The organism is Agrobacterium larrymoorei (assembly GCF_037722385.1).
Taxonomy (GTDB): domain Bacteria; phylum Pseudomonadota; class Alphaproteobacteria; order Rhizobiales; family Rhizobiaceae; genus Agrobacterium; species Agrobacterium larrymoorei_C.
Genome location: NZ_JBBKAQ010000017.1, coordinates 48,125 through 64,787 on the forward strand (window position 1 = coordinate 48,125; position 16,663 = coordinate 64,787).

A 16,663-nucleotide genomic window follows, 5' to 3' on the forward strand; every position below is an offset into this window, starting at 1 on the left:
GAGGAATCGCGGGATCTATCCTGAGGAGGAGAGGCAATTCTGCGATGCGTGACTGGAGGAGAAAACAAATGCAAGGATTCAATCGCCGCTCGTTTCTCGCTGCGAGTACTGCTGCCGTCATAATGCCCGCTCTGCAAGCCTTTGCGCAAACGAGCACCGTTAAAGAACCCGCTATGCTGGACGCCATTGTCAAGGACGGCAAGCTGCCAGCCGTTGCAAACCGCCTGCCAATCAACCCGCTGGTCGTCACACCGCTTGACCGCGTGGGAACACACGGCGGTGACTGGAACAGCGCGATCGTCGGTGGCGGGTCCCTGTCGATGCTGTTCCGCTATCAGGCCTATGAACCTCTGTTGCGATATATGCCGGACTGGTCGGGCGTCGCACCAAATGTCGCAGAGCATTACGAGAGCAATGCGGATGCTACCGAATTCACCTTCAGGCTGCGCAAGGGTATGAAGTGGTCGGACGGCGAACCCTTCACTACGGAAGACATCATGTTCTGGTACGAGGACATCTTCGATTACGAGGGCCTCAACGATATCGGCCAGAACCATTTGCGGGCAGGCGGAAAAAAGGCCCGCTTCGAAGCCGTGGACGATGTGACGTTTAAGGTAATCTTCGCAGCACCCAACGGACTGTTTCCACTTCGGCTGGCATGGGCCAATGATGACCAGACGACCCGCGCGCCGAAACACTATCTCAAGCAGTTCCACATCAAGTACAACCCAAATGCTGAACAGGAAGCCAAGACCAAGGGCGCGTCGGGCTGGATTCAGCTGTTCCAACGCGAAGCGGGCCTCGTGGTGGACAACGAATTTTTCCAGAATTCGCAGCGCCCCGTCATCCATGCCTGGAAGATGGCGGTCGCACCGGGACAAAGCACCGACCGCGCCATTGCCGAGCGCAACCCGTTCTATTGGAAGGTCGATACTGATGGAAATCAACTGCCTTACATCGATCGCATTGTCTACCAAATGGTTGCCGATGCGCAGGTCTTGCTGTTGAAGGCGATGCAGGGCGAAATTGATCTGATGGATCAGTATATCGCCACGCCAGCCAATCGGGCCGTGCTTTACGATTCGCAGGAACAGGGCCAGTTTGGCCTGTATACACTGACATCGACAGAAACCAACGAGATGGTGTTCCAGCTCAACCTCAACCATCCAGATGAAGCCAAGCGCAAGCTTTACGGCAACAAAGATTTCAGGGCGGCGCTATCGATGGCGCTGGACCGGCAGGCGATTATCGACACGGTGTTCATCGGCCAGGGAACGATCTCACAACCTGCCGTGCGAGCGGAAGACCCCCTTTACAACGAACGTCTGGCCACGCAATTTACCCAGTACGATCCCGATGCAGCCAATGCCCTGCTCGACAAAATCCTTCCCAACAAAGATGGGGAGGGCTTCCGGCAGGATGAAAACGGCAAGCGGGTGACGGTCATATTCGAGATCGATCAGGCCCGAACCACATTCCTCGACATCTTTCAGCTAGCATTGCCCATGTTTCATGCCGTTGGCGTCGACGTGCAGATGCGAAGTATGGACCGTTCGCTGTGGGAGGTGCGGGTGCGTCAAGGCATCGACTATGACGCGACGGCACACCGCTTCGGCGGCAATGGCGGCATCGCGGCCATTCTCGACCCGCGCTATTTCATTCCCAACACGACCGAGGCTCTGTACGCCAAGGGATGGCAACTGTGGTATCGCGATCCTGCCTCCAAGGGTGCGGTCGAGCCGCCGCAGCCGGTCAAGGATGCATTGGCGCATTATGACCTTGTGCTGGGCTCGCCGGACCCGGAGGTGCAGCGAAAGCTGATGGCGCAAATACTGGAGATCGCTGCCGACCAGTTTTACGTCTTCGGCGTATGCCTGCCCAGTGACAGCTACGGCGTGGTTAAAAACGATATGCAGAACGTCCCCAAATCCATGCCGAATTCGTGGGGATATCCGACGCCCGGCCCCGCCAACCCGGAAACCTTTTTCAAGGCCTAATCCCACCGTCTCGTCCCGGCACCAACTGAACCGGGATGGGTACATCGAAGTGTTTCAAGCGCGCCTGATGGGCGCGACGGCATCCTATTGTCATTGGAGACCACATGTTGCATCGACCAAACGCCATATCCGAAGCTGCCGTTCGCTCTCCGGAATGGTTCAAATCCGCCACCCGCTGGACGCAATTGACCTTTGCGGAGGACGACCCGGCAAAATATAACCCCGAATTCTGGATCGATGTTTTCAAGCGCACCAAGTCGAATGCGGTCTGCCTTTCGGCTGGCGGCTATATCGCCTATTATCCGAGCGAAATCCCCCTTCACTATGTATCGAGCTTCATTGGCGATACCGATCCGTTCGGTACTATTGTCGAAGGCGCGCGCAAGTTGGGAATGCACGTCATGGCGCGTGTCGACCCGCACGCGATCCATGCGGATGCGGCAAAGACCCATCCCGAATGGGTGGCGATCAATGCGGATGGAAGCCCGCGTGAGCATTGGGCATTTCCCGGCATTTACGTCACCGATGCACTGGGAAGCTATAATCGCGACTTCACAACGGATGTCATTCGCGAAGTCGTGACCAAATATGACATCGATGCCGTGTTCGCCAACCGCTGGCAGGGGCATGGTGTGTCCTACAGCGAAGACAATCGCAAACGCTTCAAGCAGGAAACAGGCTTTGATCTGCCGTTGAAACCGGATGCGACCGATCCGGCGTGGCAGGCCTGGGCCGCATGGCGCAGACGCATTCTCACCGAACTCGTGGTCTATTGGGACGAGACGGTCAAATCCATCCGCCCCCATGCCAGCTTCATCCCGAATATGAGCGGGTCGTCGCTGATGGAATTCGACCTTTCGCTTATCCAGAAACATTGCCCGATCCTGTTCGTCGACCATCAGGCGCGCCAAGGCGTGGAAGTCGGTTGGTCTGCCGGGCGTAACGGTAAGCGCATTCGTGGAACGTTCCGTGACCGGCCCGTTGGCCTCATCACCTCCATCGGCCCCGAAGAAGAATACCGATGGAAGGATTCCGTCCAGAGCGGCGAGGAAATCAAGCTCTGGATTCACGATGGCATGGCGCAGGGTCTTTTCCCGTGGTTCACCAAATTCAATGCCTGCGTTCCCGACGACCGCTGGGTGCGGCCCGTTGCGGAAGCCTTCAATCTCCATGCAGACATCGAGCCGCATCTGGAGGGCATGCAGCCAACCGCCGAAATCGCCATCATCGATCCGTCAACGACGCTGCGGCACTGGGCACCGGAGCAGCGCCATATTGCCGAACATAATGATCTCGGCTTTTATCATGCGTTGGTGGAAGCACGCATTCCGTTCGAATTTCTTTCCGATCAGGTCATGACCCCGGATGCGCTGGATCGGTTCAAGCTCATCATTCTGGCCAATGCTACCTATCTGTCTGACGATCAATGCGCGGCCATCGAGCAGTATGTGCGACGCGGCGGCTCGGTCGTGGCGGCGCATGAAACCTCACTTTATAATGAAGTCGGCAAGCGGCGCGATGATTTCGGCCTGTCGAATGTCTTCGGTGCCTCGCTGGCTTCCGCACCTCGCGGGCCGGTGAAGAACACCTATATCGCGCTGTCCGATCCACACCCGTTAAACGAAGGCTACGAGGGGGCCGCACGCATCATTGGCGGCACTCACATGATTGCACTCGATGCCAAATCGGATGCAGAAACGCCGTTCCTCTACGTTCCCGATTTTCCAGACCTGCCCATGGAGGAAGTCTATCCACGTGAAGCGCCGAGCGGTGCTGCCGTGGTTGCGCGTGAGACGGGCCATGGAGGTCGCGTGGTGTACATTCCATGGAATATTGGTGAGATCTTCTGGAAAGTGCTTGCACCCGATCACGGCAGGCTGATCGCAAACGCTGTGAACTGGGCTCTTGCTCAAGACCATCGTGTGACTGTCGACGGAAAGGGCATCATCGACATCGCCGTTTATGAAAAAGAAGATGCCATGGCGATCTTCCTCGTCAACCTTACCAATCCGATGATGATGAAGGGGCCCTTGCGGGAGGTCTACCCGATCGGCGAACAGACGCTATCGATCGAACTGCCGAAGGGCCGCACGTCTGCCGCGGTGAAATTGCTGGTGAAAAACGAGGAAGCGCCCTGCAAGATCGTTGGCAACCGTGCAGAAATTATCGTGCCCTCCATCCGGGACCTAGAGACGGTTCATCTGACCTGGCAATCCTAAGCCGGATAGCGTGTAGCGGGAGGAACCCATGCTGACATATGTGGCGAAGCGCGTTCTTTACATGATACCGACCCTGTTCGGCATGTCCTTGATCGCATTCATGATCATTCAATTGCCACCCGGCGATTATCTGACCTCGCTTCTTTCCACCATGGCCGATGGTGGGCAAAATTTGGACGAGGCGACGATTACGCGCCTGCGCGCGCAATACGGTCTCGATCAACCTGTCTATGTCCAGTATTTCGTTTGGATCACCGGAATATTGACCCGGGGCGATTTCGGATATTCCTTCGAGTGGAACCAGCCCGTATCGACCCTGATCTGGGACCGGATGGGTTCGACGCTGCTGATTTCGCTGGCAAGTCTTCTGCTGGTCTGGGCGATATCGCTCCCAATCGGGATCTATTCCGCGGTCAGGCGTCATTCTTTCGGCGACCACGCCTTTACGCTCCTCGGCTTCATCGGGCTGGCCGTTCCAAACTTCATCATGGCACTGACGCTGATGTATGCGAGCTACCGGTTTCTAGGGCAAAGCGTTGGCGGGATATTTTCCCCCGCCTTCGTCGATGCGCCGTGGAGCATCGCAAAATTCCAGGACATGCTCAGCCATATGTGGATACCGGTGATCGTCATCGCCATGTCGGGCACTGCCGCCATGATCAGAATCCTGCGGGCAAACCTGTCGGACGAATTGAGCAAGCCCTATGTCATCACGGCCCGTGCCAAGGGTTTGCCCGAGCGCAAGGTCATCGTGAAATACCCCGTGCGCATCGCTCTCAACCCTTTCGTGAGTTCGATCGGCTGGGTGCTGCCCGACCTCGTTTCCGGCGTTACCATCACCGCCATCGTGCTCAACCTTCCAACGGCTGGACCGCTTCTGTTGCGGGCGCTGGTCGGTCAGGACATGTATCTGGCCGGGAGTTTCATTCTCCTGATGGGCGTGCTGACACTGGTGGGCATGCTGATATCAGACATATTGCTTGCGGTGCTCGACCCCCGCATACGGTTTAATTGAGGGGTGGCCATGTCGATCAACCAGAACACAACCGTGGCGCTGGAAACCGGCCCTGCCATCAGCCCGCTGAAGTCTGGGCGCAAGGTGGCAAGCCTGGAAGCCGCAGGGCAATGGACGCTTATCCGTCAGCGCTTTTTCCGTCACAAGGTCGCTGCCTTTGCCGCAGGCATCATTCTGTTGCTCTATTTCATCGGAGCCTTTGCCGAATTTCTGGCACCAGGCCTGCCGAATACGTCGCGCCCGCAATACACCTTTGCACCGCCTCAGCGCATTGCCCTGTTCGCACCGGCTGCCGATGGTGGCTCGCAATTTCTGCCGCATGTGAAGGGCTACAAGATCGAGATAGAGCCGAAAGCTCTTCGCCGTAGCTTCGTCGTCGACGAAACTAAAATCATTCCCATCGGATTTTTCGTCAAAGGCGCGCCTTACAAGCTGTGGGGAATCATTCCCATGGAAACACGTCTGGTCGGACCGCTGGACGCCCGCGACCCGATGTACCTGCTGGGTTCTGATCGACTGGGACGAGATCTCATGAGCCGCCTGATCTATGGAACCCGTGTCTCAATGTCCATCGGCCTTGTCGGCGTTGCCATTTCTCTGACGCTTGGCGTCGTGATGGGCGCGGTGTCTGGCTATTACGGTGGTTGGGTGGACACCCTCATTCAACGCATCATCGAGATCGTCAGCGCCATGCCGACCATTCCGCTATGGCTGGGGCTGGCCGCCGCCATTCCCCTCAACTGGTCGCCGCTATCGGTCTACTTTGTCGTGACGCTGATCGTTTCGCTGCTGAGTTGGACGGGTTTAGCGCGCGAGGTGCGGGGACGCTTCTTCGCACTGCGCGGCGATGACTTCGTGACGGCTGCACGGTTGGACGGCGCCGGGGAACGGCGGATCATATTCCGCCACATCCTGCCCTCGCTGACCAGCCATATTCTGGCGGTGGTGACGCTTGCCATTCCCACCATGATCGTAGCGGAAACCTCGCTGTCGTTTCTCGGTGTAGGATTGAAACCGCCGGTCGTCAGCTGGGGTGTGTTGTTGCAGGACGCACAGAACGTGCGCACGGTTGCCACCGCCCCATGGCTCCTGATCTGGCCGAGTCTGGCAGTAGTCCTGGCTGTGCTGTCCTTCAATTTCTTCGGCGATGGTCTGCGCGATGCAGCCGATCCCTACGACAGCTGAGAGGACGTAAGATGACGAAACCTGAAGCCCTGCTGGCGGTCAAAGACCTGTCCATTGATTTCCATCTCAGAACCCATGTGCTCCACGCCGTTCGCAATGTCAGTTTCGACCTTGAACGCGGAAAGACGCTGGCGCTGGTGGGCGAAAGTGGGTCGGGCAAATCGGTGACCGCCCGTGCCCTGATGCGGATCATCGATAAGCCCGGACAGATGACCGGCGGCCAGATCATCCTTAATGGGCCAAACGGACCCGTCGATATCGCGAAGTTTGCTGCAAGCAGTCGCGAAGTTCTGGCCATTCGCGGTGGACGGATCGGCCTGATCTTTCAGGAGCCGATGAGTTCCCTGTCGCCGGTCCACACCATCGGCTCGCAGATCATCGAAGCCGTGCGTCTGCATCGGCGCGTGTCGAAAAAGCAGGCGCGGGAGCGTTGTATCGAACTGCTGCGGCAGGTGGAGATACCGCAACCGGAACTGATGGCCGATCGGTACACCTTCGAATTTTCCGGCGGAATGCGCCAGCGGGCGATGATTGCCATGGCGCTGGCTTGCGACCCAGAAGTCCTAATCGCCGATGAGCCGACAACGGCGCTAGATGTGACGACGCAGGCCGAAATTCTCGATCTCATCAAACGGCTCCAGGTGGAGCGCGGCATGGCGATGCTGCTCATCACCCACGACCTGGGTATCGTCGCCGAGGTCGCAGACGAGGTCGCCGTCATGCGCTTTGGAAAGATCGTCGAGAACGGGCCGGTGGACGGGATTTTCCACGCCAGCCAGCACCCCTACACGCGGCAACTTCTGGAAGCCACGGTCAAGCTAGAGAGTGGAGCTGCGATACGCACGCTGCCGGCGTCACTGACGGCTAACGTGTCTCCGATCTTGTCGGTGCGCAATCTTTCCAAAATCTACGGCGCACCGTCCGGACTGTTTTCGCGGAGTGGAGGTCGCGGACTGGTGGCCGTGGATGACGCCAATCTCGACCTGTTTGCCGGCGAAAATCTCGGCATTGTCGGCGAAAGCGGTTCGGGCAAAACCACGCTTGGACGGATGATCCTGCGCATCGTCGAGCCGACCTCCGGGACGATCGCTTACCGCGCAAAAACCGATGCGGCACCGATCGACATCACGTCGCTGGGCAAGATTGATCTGCGCCGCTACCATCAGGATGTGCGTCTCATCTTTCAAGACCCGTTTGCCTCGCTTAATCCACGCATGACGGTCAAGCAGATCATCGGCGATCCTCTGGTCATCGCCGGTGGCATGTCCAGCAAAGCGGTAGAGGCGCGCGTTGCCGAACTTTTGCAAAAGGTCGGGCTCGATCCCTTTGCGATGGAAAGATACCCACATGCCTTTTCCGGTGGCCAACGCCAGCGGATCGGGATTGCAAGGGCGCTCGCCGTCAACCCGAAGGTCATCGTCGCCGATGAGGCGACCTCGGCTCTCGACGTGTCGATCCGAAGCCAGATCCTCGACCTGCTGCTCGACATTCAAAAGCAGCTCAATCTGAGCTTCATCTTCATTTCGCACGATATCTCGGTGGTGCGCTATTTCTGCGACCGCGTTGCCGTTATGCACAAAGGCAAGATCGTCGAGATCGGAGATGCGGAAACCATCTGCACCACGCCCTCGCAGCCCTATACCAAGCGACTGATCTCTTCTGTTCCGAACCCCGACCCCCGCAACAAGCGCATGCTGCACCGTCTGCGCGCAGACCAAGTTTGAGGTCATTGCCGATGCCAAAATTCGCAGCCAATCTGTCCATGCTTTATACCGAACATCCGTTCATGGAACGGTTCGCCGCTGCCGCTGCCGATGGTTTTGCGGCAGTTGAATATGTCAGCCCCTACGAGGAGGTGGCAGAGACGATTGCAGCGGAACTCAGGAGGTGCAATCTGACGCAGGCCCTGTTCAACCTGCCGCCCGGCAACTGGGCCGCAGGCGATCGCGGCATCGCCTGCCTGCCAGACAGGGTCTCCGAATTTGAGACGTCCGTGGAAACGGCGATCCGCTATGCAAAAATTCTGGGATGCCGAAAGATCAATTGTCTGGCCGGCATTCAACCGACTGGTGTCGATCCGCAGGTTCTGGAGGACACGCTCGTCGGCAATCTCGGGCACGCCGCGCAACGTCTGGCGGATGCCGGCATTGCCCTTGTCTTCGAGCCCATCAACACCCGCGACATACCCGGATATTTCGTCACCAACACCGATCAGGCCGAACGGATCATGGACCGTGTCGGGCATTTCAATCTGCTGATACAGTATGACTTCTACCACATGCAGATCATGCAGGGCGATCTCGTCACGACCTTCGAGCGCCTGCAGGGCAAAATCGGCCACGTTCAGATCGCCGATAATCCCGGACGTCATGAGCCGGGGACGGGCGAAATCAACCACGATTTCATCTTCAAGTGTCTGGATGAACTTGGTTACGACGGATGGGTCGGCTGCGAATATCGACCGGCGTCGACCACCAGCGCAGGTCTCGGCTGGCTGAAAGCATATCAACAGGAGGATTGAGCCATGAAAATAGGATTTATCGGATTGGGCGTGATGGGCCGCCCGATGGCGCAGCATCTGATCGATGCCGGACATGAGCTTTATCTTCACCGGGTCAAACCCGTGTCGAACCACCTCCTGGAAAGCGGTGCGAGGGCCTGCGGTTCAGCTACAGAAGTGGCGCGCAGCGCCGAAATCGTGATTTTGATGCTGCCGGACACGCCGGACGTGGAAACAGTGCTTTTCGGTGATGATGGCGTCGCGCACGGCCTCGATGCGGGAAAGCTCGTCATCGACATGAGTTCGATTTCACCGATTGCGACGAGGGATTTTGCCGCCCGTATTGAGGCGCTGGGATGCGATTATCTCGACGCGCCGGTGTCGGGCGGTGAAGTTGGCGCCAAAGCGGGGTCGCTGACCATCATGGTAGGCGGTAAACCGGATGTTTTCGAGCGGGCAAAGGAACTGTTCGAAAAGATGGGCAAGAACATCACGCTGATCGGTGCTGTCGGTAACGGACAGGTTGCCAAAGTCGCAAACCAGATTGTGGTCGCGCTCAATATTCAGGCCGTTTCGGAGGCCCTCCGCTTCACGAAGGAATCTGGTGCGGACCCTTCCATCGTACGAAAGGCATTAATGGGCGGCTTCGCGTCATCCCGCGTATTAGAGGTCCACGGCGAACGTATGATCAATGAAAGGTTCGAGCCCGGCTTTCGGATAAGCCTGCACCATAAGGACATTTCGCTGGCGCTCGAATCAGCCCGGCTGCTGGAGCTTAAGCTGCCGAACACTGCGACGGTTCATCAGCTGATGAACGGAGCCATTGAACAGGGCTTAGGCGAGAAAGATCACTCGGCGCTGATCAACGCACTATGAGATCTTCCGGCTGTTTGTCCAAACACGGGAGCGACCGATCATGATCTCAAGTCCTCGCCTGTTCCTCACATCCTTATACGAAGCAGCAATCCAGGCCGCTAATCCTTTGAACAGGATTAAAGACCTTCTGCCGCGCCCGCCTCATGGCGGACGCGTTGTTGTCATAGGCGCGGGTAAAGGGGCGGCGCAAATCGCGCAATCGCTGGAACGTCTTTGGGATGGCCCGCTGACAGGTCTGGTCGTTACACCTTATGGTTACGAGTGTGATACGCACCGGATCGAAGTCATCAGTGCCGCTCACCCCGTGCCAGACAGTGCCGGGCTTAAAGCGGCCGACCGTATAAAGGCCTCTGTATGCAACCTATCTAGCAATGATATCGTGATAGCGTTGATCTGCGGTGGGGGTTCTGCGCTCTTACCAGCACCGCCGGCGGGGTTTGCTCTTGCCGACGAAATAGCTCTGAACGAGGAACTACTAGCGTCCGGTGCTCCGATTTCGGCCATGAACGCCGTTCGCAAGCGTTTCTCGACAATCAAAGGCGGGCGGCTGGCGGCGTTAACGAAGGCGAGGGTGATCAGCTTCGTAGTATCTGATATTCCTGGAGATGACCCGTCTTTGGTGTCCTCCGGCCCAACCATCCCTAACCTGAGCACCCGCGATGATGCCGAGGAAATTATCGCACGGTATCGCCTGAAACTGCCGGCTCCGATACTGAGTTTTATAGGATCGGATGCATCCGATGCACCGAGCCCAAGGGAGCCAATCTTTGCCGGACACAGCCACCATATTGTTTCGTCTTCGAGAATCGCGCTTGAAGCAGCAGCAGCGCTTGCCCGTGCTTCAGGGGTCGAGCCAGTTTTATTATCTGATTGCATGGAAGGCGAAGCACGCGATGTTGGCCTCGTACACGCGGCTATAGCACGTGAGATCGCGTTGCATGACAGCCTTTTCCTCAAACCCTGCGTGCTGTTGTCTGGAGGCGAAACGACAGTGACGCTTCGGGAGAGAGGCGGTAAAGGTGGACGCAATGGAGAGTTCGCGCTGTCTCTTGCGATGGCGATAGATGGACTCGATGTCCATGCACTCGCCGCCGACACCGACGGCATCGATGGTTCTGGAAACAACGCGGGTGCTCTCGCTGATGGCACGAGCGTCAAACGCTTTTTGGAGAAGCAAGTAAACGGAGACGCGCGGCTGTTGGCTAATGATAGCTACTCTGCCTTTTCCGCTATCGGAGATCTTTTTGTCTGCGGGCCAACCAACGTAAATGTAAATGATTTCAGAGCTATATTGGTCAGATGAGAGCGGTTGGTACAAGAGGGCGCTGGTTCATATCCCTTCAAGGCAGAAAAGCTAGCAACGTTCCACTACCCGAGCATCGGCGCCGGGATATTGAACAGGTCTTCCATCAATAATTTCCTGGATGGAATTCACCCCAAGCAAACCCATGTCACGCCGAAGTTCCTCCTGCAGGATTGCGGCGGCCTTTGCAGCGCCCCTCTTGCCACCGACGGCCGCTGCGTAGAGGAGTGGCCGTCCAACGAAAACGAATTTCGCTCCCAGCGCCAGCGCCTTTACGATATCTGTTCCTCTCCTAATCCCACCGTCCATCATTACAGGAATTGCGTCTCTCACCTCTTCTACAATATCAGGTAAAGCAAGGAGCGGAGGTATAGCACCGTCGAGTTGGCGCCCACCATGGTTGGACACGATAATGCCGTCAACGCCTATCTCAACAGCTATTCTAGCATCGAGCGGATGCAGAATACCTTTGATCACAAGTTTTCCGGTCCATCGCTTGCGAATTCTACTGATATGATCCCAGTCAAGGTGGTCCTTTTTTCCAAAATCGCGCATGACGTTAGAGGCGATAATCGGAGCGCCACGTGTGGCGTAAGAATTTTCGAAATGTGGAATACCGTGTCTTGCGATCGTCCGCATGAATGTTCCGAGCGTCCACGTCGGGTGGCTCAGTCCTTGCCACGCGAGGCGCAGGCTGGGACGCAGCGGTGTCGAAAAGCCCGCTCGAACGTTATTTTCGCGGTTGGCCAGCACAGCCGTATCAACGGTGAGAACCAAAGTCTTGAAGCCTGCCTTAATTACACGGTCGACAAGAGCGTCGATCTTCTCGGGCTCACCTGGCAAATAGGCCTGAAACCAAGAGCGGGGCGCTGCTGCCGCGACATCCTCCATGCGGATTAGCGAAGACCCGCTCATGATCATTGGGATGCACGCATCCTGTGCGGCTTCTGCGAGTACGAGGTCGCCACGATAGGCCATCAAGGCACTGATCCCCATCGGTGCGATTCCAAATGGCGCACTCCATTCCTCTCCAAACAGGGTGGTCGTAGTTGTGCGCGCAGACACATTTCTGAGAACGCGCGGCTGGAAGCTTATTGCTTTGAACGCATCAGCATTCATTTGAAGTGAAGCATTTCTTTCACTTGCACCCGCGATATAGCCGAACAAGGGCTTCGGAAGATGACGTTTTGCCAGGGCTTCAAAATCATCGAGTGAAAGGACACTTTTCAGGCGGCGTGCAGAAAGTGGCCCGAATTTGGGGAATGTCATTTGCGATCTCTCTCGCTTCTAAAGAAGCGATACGCTCCTTCGAGTTCTGCTGAACGGATTAGAGCGCCTTGCGGCGCCCTTCAATTTCAGTCTTCGCTCTCTTCGAAAGCAGCCTTTCTGCTTTTACGTATCGTTGGCAAAATCAGAGTGAGCAGCATGAGAGCTGTCACGGCCAGAAGCACGGCGCTGATAGGACGCTCGAAGAATACCAGCCAGTCCCCCTGAGAAAGCAGCATGGCGCGGCGAAGGTTGGTTTCGAGCAGTGGACCAAGAACGAAGCCCAGAAGAAGCGGCCCTGGTTCGCACTTTGCCTTACGTAGAACGTAACCCAGAATGCCGAACAGAATGACCAGAGCAACATCGAAACCGCGGTTGCTGACGCTGTAGACGCCAACGCAGCAGAACAGCAGGATGGCTGGATACATAATGCGGTATGGGATCTGCAAGAGCTTCACCCACACCCCAATCAGCGGCAGATTAATAATCAGCAGCATCGCATTACCGATCCACATCGAGGCCACCAGACCCCAGAACAGACCCGGCTGGTTCTGGATCACCGAGGGTCCGGGCGTAATGCCGTGGATGGTCATCGCACCAAGCATCATGGCCATGATGGAGTTGGATGGAATACCGAGTGTCAGAAGCGGAATGAACGAAGACTGCGCACCGGCATTGTTCGCCGCTTCCGGCCCTGCAACACCCGCGATAGCACCATGACCGAACTTCTCCGGCGTTTTGGACATGCGCTTCTCAACGGAATAGGCACTAAACGCACTCAATGTTGCGCCACCGCCAGGAAGTACACCAAGGATGGTGCCAACCCCGGTGCCGCGCAGAACGGCACCCCAGCTTTCCTTGAATTCCTCACGCGTCGGCCACAAACGACCAATCTTGCTTTGTAGAACGCCGCGAACCTCTTTTGATTCCAGATTGGTCGCGATCTCGGCAATACCGAAGAGACCGACCGCGATGACCACGAATTCGATGCCATCGTAAAGATCCGTGGATCCGAAGGTCATGCGGGCTGAGCCACTGTTTACGTCGATCCCGACCATGCCGAGCACAAGCCCGAGGCACACCATGCCGATCGCCTTTATAACGGAGCCGTGCGCAAGGATGGTTGCCGCGAGCAAACCGAAGATACAGAGCGCGACGTATTCTGCAGGCCCAAAAGATAAAGCAAATGAAGAGAGGGTAGGGCCGGCGATGGCGAGCGCTATCGTCGAGACGGTTCCAGCAAAAAAGGAGCCAAGCGCTGCAATCGCCAAAGCTGCACCAGCCCGGCCTTTCCTCGCCATTTGATAGCCATCGATCGCGGTTACGACAGCTGAAGCTTCGCCTGGGAGGTTGACAAGGATCGCCGTTGTCGAACCACCATATTGCGCGCCATAAAAGATACCGGCCAGCATTATCAGCGCTCCTAGCGGCGGCAGGAAGAATGTGACGGGCAGTAGAATTGCGACAGTTGCCGTTGGGCCTATGCCGGGCAACACCCCGATCAGGGTGCCGAGAAGCGCCCCGATGAAGCAAAACATCAAATTGGTCGGTGTCAGTGCTTCGGAAAAGCCGAGCATCAAAACGTCGAGAAATGCCATCGAAATAATCCGATCAGGTCAGGAAGGCGATTACAAAGGCCAGATGGGCATCTGGACGCCAAGTCCGTAGATGAAGAGAAGTGCGCCGAGCGTTGTCAGGATCGCGGTCGAAATGAAGATTTCCCGCCATCTCGATTCAGGGTCGGCAAGACTTCCAACGACCAGAAGCCAGATGGTCGCGACGACAAAGCCGAGACTTTCGGCAGCGAAAGCAAACCCGGCAATGCCAACGACCAAAATGATCAGCGGCTTGGGATTAAGAGTATCCAATGCTTCGTGGGGCTTTGTCAGCGCCTTGATGAGAACGACCGCTCCGATCAAAGCGATGATGACGCATAGCGACCTTGGCAGGAAACCCGGTCCCATCATCGCCGGTGTGCCGAATGACAGGTCACGCCCGGCCCAAAGGCCAAGCGCTCCCAGAAATATCATCACACAACCAGCAAGAATATCGGGAAAATCCCGGCTTTTGGTTGCAGGCTTCAGGCTCATTGCTTCACCCATGGCGTCTTGTCCCAGATTTCCTGGAAGCGCGCGAGACGGTTCGGCATTTCCTTCTCCCAGTCAGGGCCGCTCAGATACGCCAATGGCAACGCCATCTGCTTGGCCTGCTTCTGGAAGTCGGGATTGTCGAGCGTCGCCTTGACGGCGGCTGCAAAGCGATCGGAGATTTCAGCAGGCACATCGCGTGGCGCTGCAATACCGCGTTCCGACGTCATTTCAACATTGAAGCCGGATTCGATTGCAGTCGGCACGTCTGGCAGTTGCGGCGAACGCTCCTTCCCAAAGGTGTTGATCATGCGCAGGCCGGATGTATCGTTACCAGCAAATTCGCTGACATTCAGACCGCCGCCGGTCACCTGAGATCCAAGGATCGCTGTGCGCGTTTCGCCCGCACCGTTAAACGGAATATGCGTAATCGTCGTGCCAGACTCCGCACCGAGGATGATGATTGCAAGATGGTCATCGGTACCGATACCGGAGGAGCCGTAGGAGACGGCGCCGGGCTTTGCCTTTGCGGCGGCCACGAAATCAGCGAGAGTTTTAATCTCAGATGCTGCAGGAACGACGATTGCAGCAGGGTCGTCAACAATGCGCGCGACAGGCTTGATTGTCTTTGGATCGTAACCAAGCTTTCGCTGCACCTGCATGGAGAGGAAGCCGGGCGTGTTGATGTAGGAGAAGGTGTATCCGTCAGGCTTTGCCTTTGCCAGCGCGGTGTAAGCGATTTCGCCGGATGCACCGGGGCGGTTTTCGATGACGATGTCGGCCCCGAGTTCCTTTTCCAAGAACGGCTGCATGGCACGCGCCATCACATCAGTGCTGCCACCGGGGGCAAAAGCAACGATCATCTGGATTGGCCTGTCTTTGGGCCACTCGGCGTGAGCAAATTGAACGGAAGCGGCTAGAGCCGAGACCGCAAGCGAGAGAGCGAAAACGTTTCTTTTCAAATCCAATCCTCCTTTGGATGGTGGCCGTCAAACTGTGCAAAGACGTTCTGGCCAAAGCAAACGCTTGGCGGCCGTAGAGTGCTGCTGTTGTAATTGCGTGTGTGGAACTGGCGCCGTGCGCGTAAGCACGTCATCCGACGCCGGTATCTGCCGTGAGTTTTTCAGTCGCTCGCGCGTCGATGAGCCAGGCTGTGCGCGCATGATGTTTTGGGTCGAACCGATCTCAGCTGCCTTGGCCAGTTGCGACTGGCTCAAAAAACACGTCTTGCCACGTGGCCAATTTCGACTTCAGCAGGCCTGCTTCAAACATGAAGTCCGCGAAGACCATCACACCTTTGGGCTGAACGCCCCACTCGTCTTTGACGGTCGCCAGCATGTTCTCGATTTGGTCGGCATTGAGAGACGATTTCTCCGAGGCTAGAAAGATTTCAGCCGCTTCTTTTGGATTGTCGCGAATGAAGTTATCGGCCTCCTGGATCGCTGCGACGACAGCGAGCGAGGCGTCCTTACGATCTTCGATGAACTTGCCCGTCGTTGCCAACAATCCGCTCGTGACCTGTTGTCCGAGGTAGTCCGAGAAGTTGAAAAGCTTGTGGATCTTGGGGTTTACCTCTAGCACATCGCTATAGGGATGGGGCGCAACATAGGCGCTGATGGTACCACCAGCAAGAAGGCCGCTCGTTGCATCAGGATGTGGCAGTTGCACCATCATCGTGTCGAAGTGCTTTGCGTCGCCAAAGGCTTTCTTTGCCGCCATTCGGACCAGCAGACCCTGTTGACCGGTCGTCGATGTGACGGCAATCCGATCATTGGCTCCGAGATCCTTGAGGTCCTTGATCTCTGCCTTGTTGGTGTAGAAACCATTGTCGCCTGCGACAAGTGCCGCAAGGCCGCGAATCTTGATCGAGTTTTTCGTCTTTTCCGCAGCGATCAGCATGCCGGGAAGGCCATAGGCACCGATGTCGACCGTTCCGCTGATCAAGGCGTCGTTGATGGCAGGCGCACCGCTGATCTTTTTGATCTCAACGGTCGTGTTGATGCCTTTTGCGGCCAGTTGCTTGGAGAAGAAGCCCTTCTGCTCCGCGACAACAACAGGCAGATAAGCATACCCATATTGGATAGCGATCGAGATCGGCTTTTCTTCTGCGGCTCTGGAAAAGGTGGTTGAAACTGTGAAAAGCGACAGTGCGGCGATCGCGGCAAGAGCGGCGCGCCGGCGAAGTTTCTGTTGCATACTTCCTCCCGAAGTGCTT

Annotated in this window: 13 protein-coding genes; 8 read left to right on the top strand and 5 right to left on the bottom strand. The window is 56.8% G+C overall.

From position 1 onward, the window contains the following. The first annotated feature begins 68 nt into the window (after positions 1–68). From WKI41_RS16115 to WKI41_RS16150, 8 genes are all read left to right on the top strand, one after another. A complete protein-coding gene (locus WKI41_RS16115; RefSeq protein WP_340194558.1) occupies positions 69–1,997 on the top strand; it encodes an ABC transporter substrate-binding protein in 1,929 nt (642 codons plus the stop codon). 104 nt (positions 1,998–2,101) lie between these two features. Then, positions 2,102–4,216 carry a family 10 glycosylhydrolase gene (locus WKI41_RS16120; protein WP_340194504.1) on the top strand — a complete coding sequence of 705 codons (2,115 nt, stop codon included), beginning with the start codon at positions 2,102–2,104 and terminating at the stop codon, positions 4,214–4,216. Between the two features lie 28 nt (positions 4,217–4,244). Beyond that, entirely contained in the window at positions 4,245–5,231 is a 987-nt protein-coding gene (locus tag WKI41_RS16125) for an ABC transporter permease (RefSeq protein WP_340194505.1), read from the top strand. A 9-nt stretch (positions 5,232–5,240) separates the two neighbouring features. Then, entirely contained in the window at positions 5,241–6,416 is a 1,176-nt protein-coding gene (locus WKI41_RS16130; protein ID WP_340194506.1) for an ABC transporter permease, read from the top strand. Positions 6,417–6,427: 11 nt separating this feature from the next. Continuing rightward, positions 6,428–8,140 (top strand): dipeptide ABC transporter ATP-binding protein, encoded by a 1,713-nt coding sequence (locus tag WKI41_RS16135; RefSeq protein WP_340194507.1) that lies wholly within the window; start codon positions 6,428–6,430, stop codon positions 8,138–8,140. An 11-nt stretch (positions 8,141–8,151) separates the two neighbouring features. Continuing rightward, the gene (gene otnI, locus WKI41_RS16140; protein WP_340194508.1) at positions 8,152–8,937 is read left to right on the top strand and encodes a 2-oxo-tetronate isomerase; all 786 of its coding nucleotides are present in this window, start codon (positions 8,152–8,154) and stop codon (positions 8,935–8,937) included. A gap of 3 nt (positions 8,938–8,940) precedes the next feature. Beyond that, positions 8,941–9,792 carry a 2-hydroxy-3-oxopropionate reductase gene (locus WKI41_RS16145; protein WP_340194509.1) on the top strand — a complete coding sequence of 284 codons (852 nt, stop codon included), beginning with the start codon at positions 8,941–8,943 and terminating at the stop codon, positions 9,790–9,792. 37 nt (positions 9,793–9,829) lie between these two features. Continuing rightward, on the top strand, positions 9,830–11,095 hold the full coding sequence (locus tag WKI41_RS16150) for a glycerate kinase type-2 family protein (RefSeq protein ID WP_340194559.1): 1,266 nt from the start codon (positions 9,830–9,832) through the stop codon (positions 11,093–11,095). A 51-nt stretch (positions 11,096–11,146) separates the two neighbouring features. On the opposite strand, the gene WKI41_RS16155 is transcribed toward WKI41_RS16150, so the two are convergent. The 5 genes from WKI41_RS16155 to WKI41_RS16175 form a co-directional block, all read right to left on the bottom strand. After that, a complete protein-coding gene (locus WKI41_RS16155) occupies positions 11,147–12,364 on the bottom strand; it encodes an alpha-hydroxy acid oxidase (RefSeq protein WP_340194510.1) in 1,218 nt (405 codons plus the stop codon). 86 nt (positions 12,365–12,450) lie between these two features. Next, a complete protein-coding gene (locus WKI41_RS16160; RefSeq protein WP_340194511.1) occupies positions 12,451–13,959 on the bottom strand; it encodes a tripartite tricarboxylate transporter permease in 1,509 nt (502 codons plus the stop codon). Positions 13,960–13,989: 30 nt separating this feature from the next. After that, entirely contained in the window at positions 13,990–14,463 is a 474-nt protein-coding gene (locus tag WKI41_RS16165) for a tripartite tricarboxylate transporter TctB family protein (RefSeq protein WP_340194512.1), read from the bottom strand. After that, on the bottom strand, positions 14,448–15,410 hold the full coding sequence (locus WKI41_RS16170) for a tripartite tricarboxylate transporter substrate binding protein (RefSeq protein WP_340194513.1): 963 nt from the start codon (positions 15,408–15,410) through the stop codon (positions 14,448–14,450). The genes WKI41_RS16165 and WKI41_RS16170 overlap by 16 nt, the downstream gene beginning before the upstream one ends. A 223-nt stretch (positions 15,411–15,633) precedes the next feature. Further along, positions 15,634–16,644: an ABC transporter substrate-binding protein gene (locus WKI41_RS16175; protein ID WP_340194514.1), complete on the bottom strand. Its 1,011-nt coding sequence runs from the start codon at positions 16,642–16,644 to the stop codon at positions 15,634–15,636. Positions 16,645–16,663: the final 19 nt, after the last annotated feature.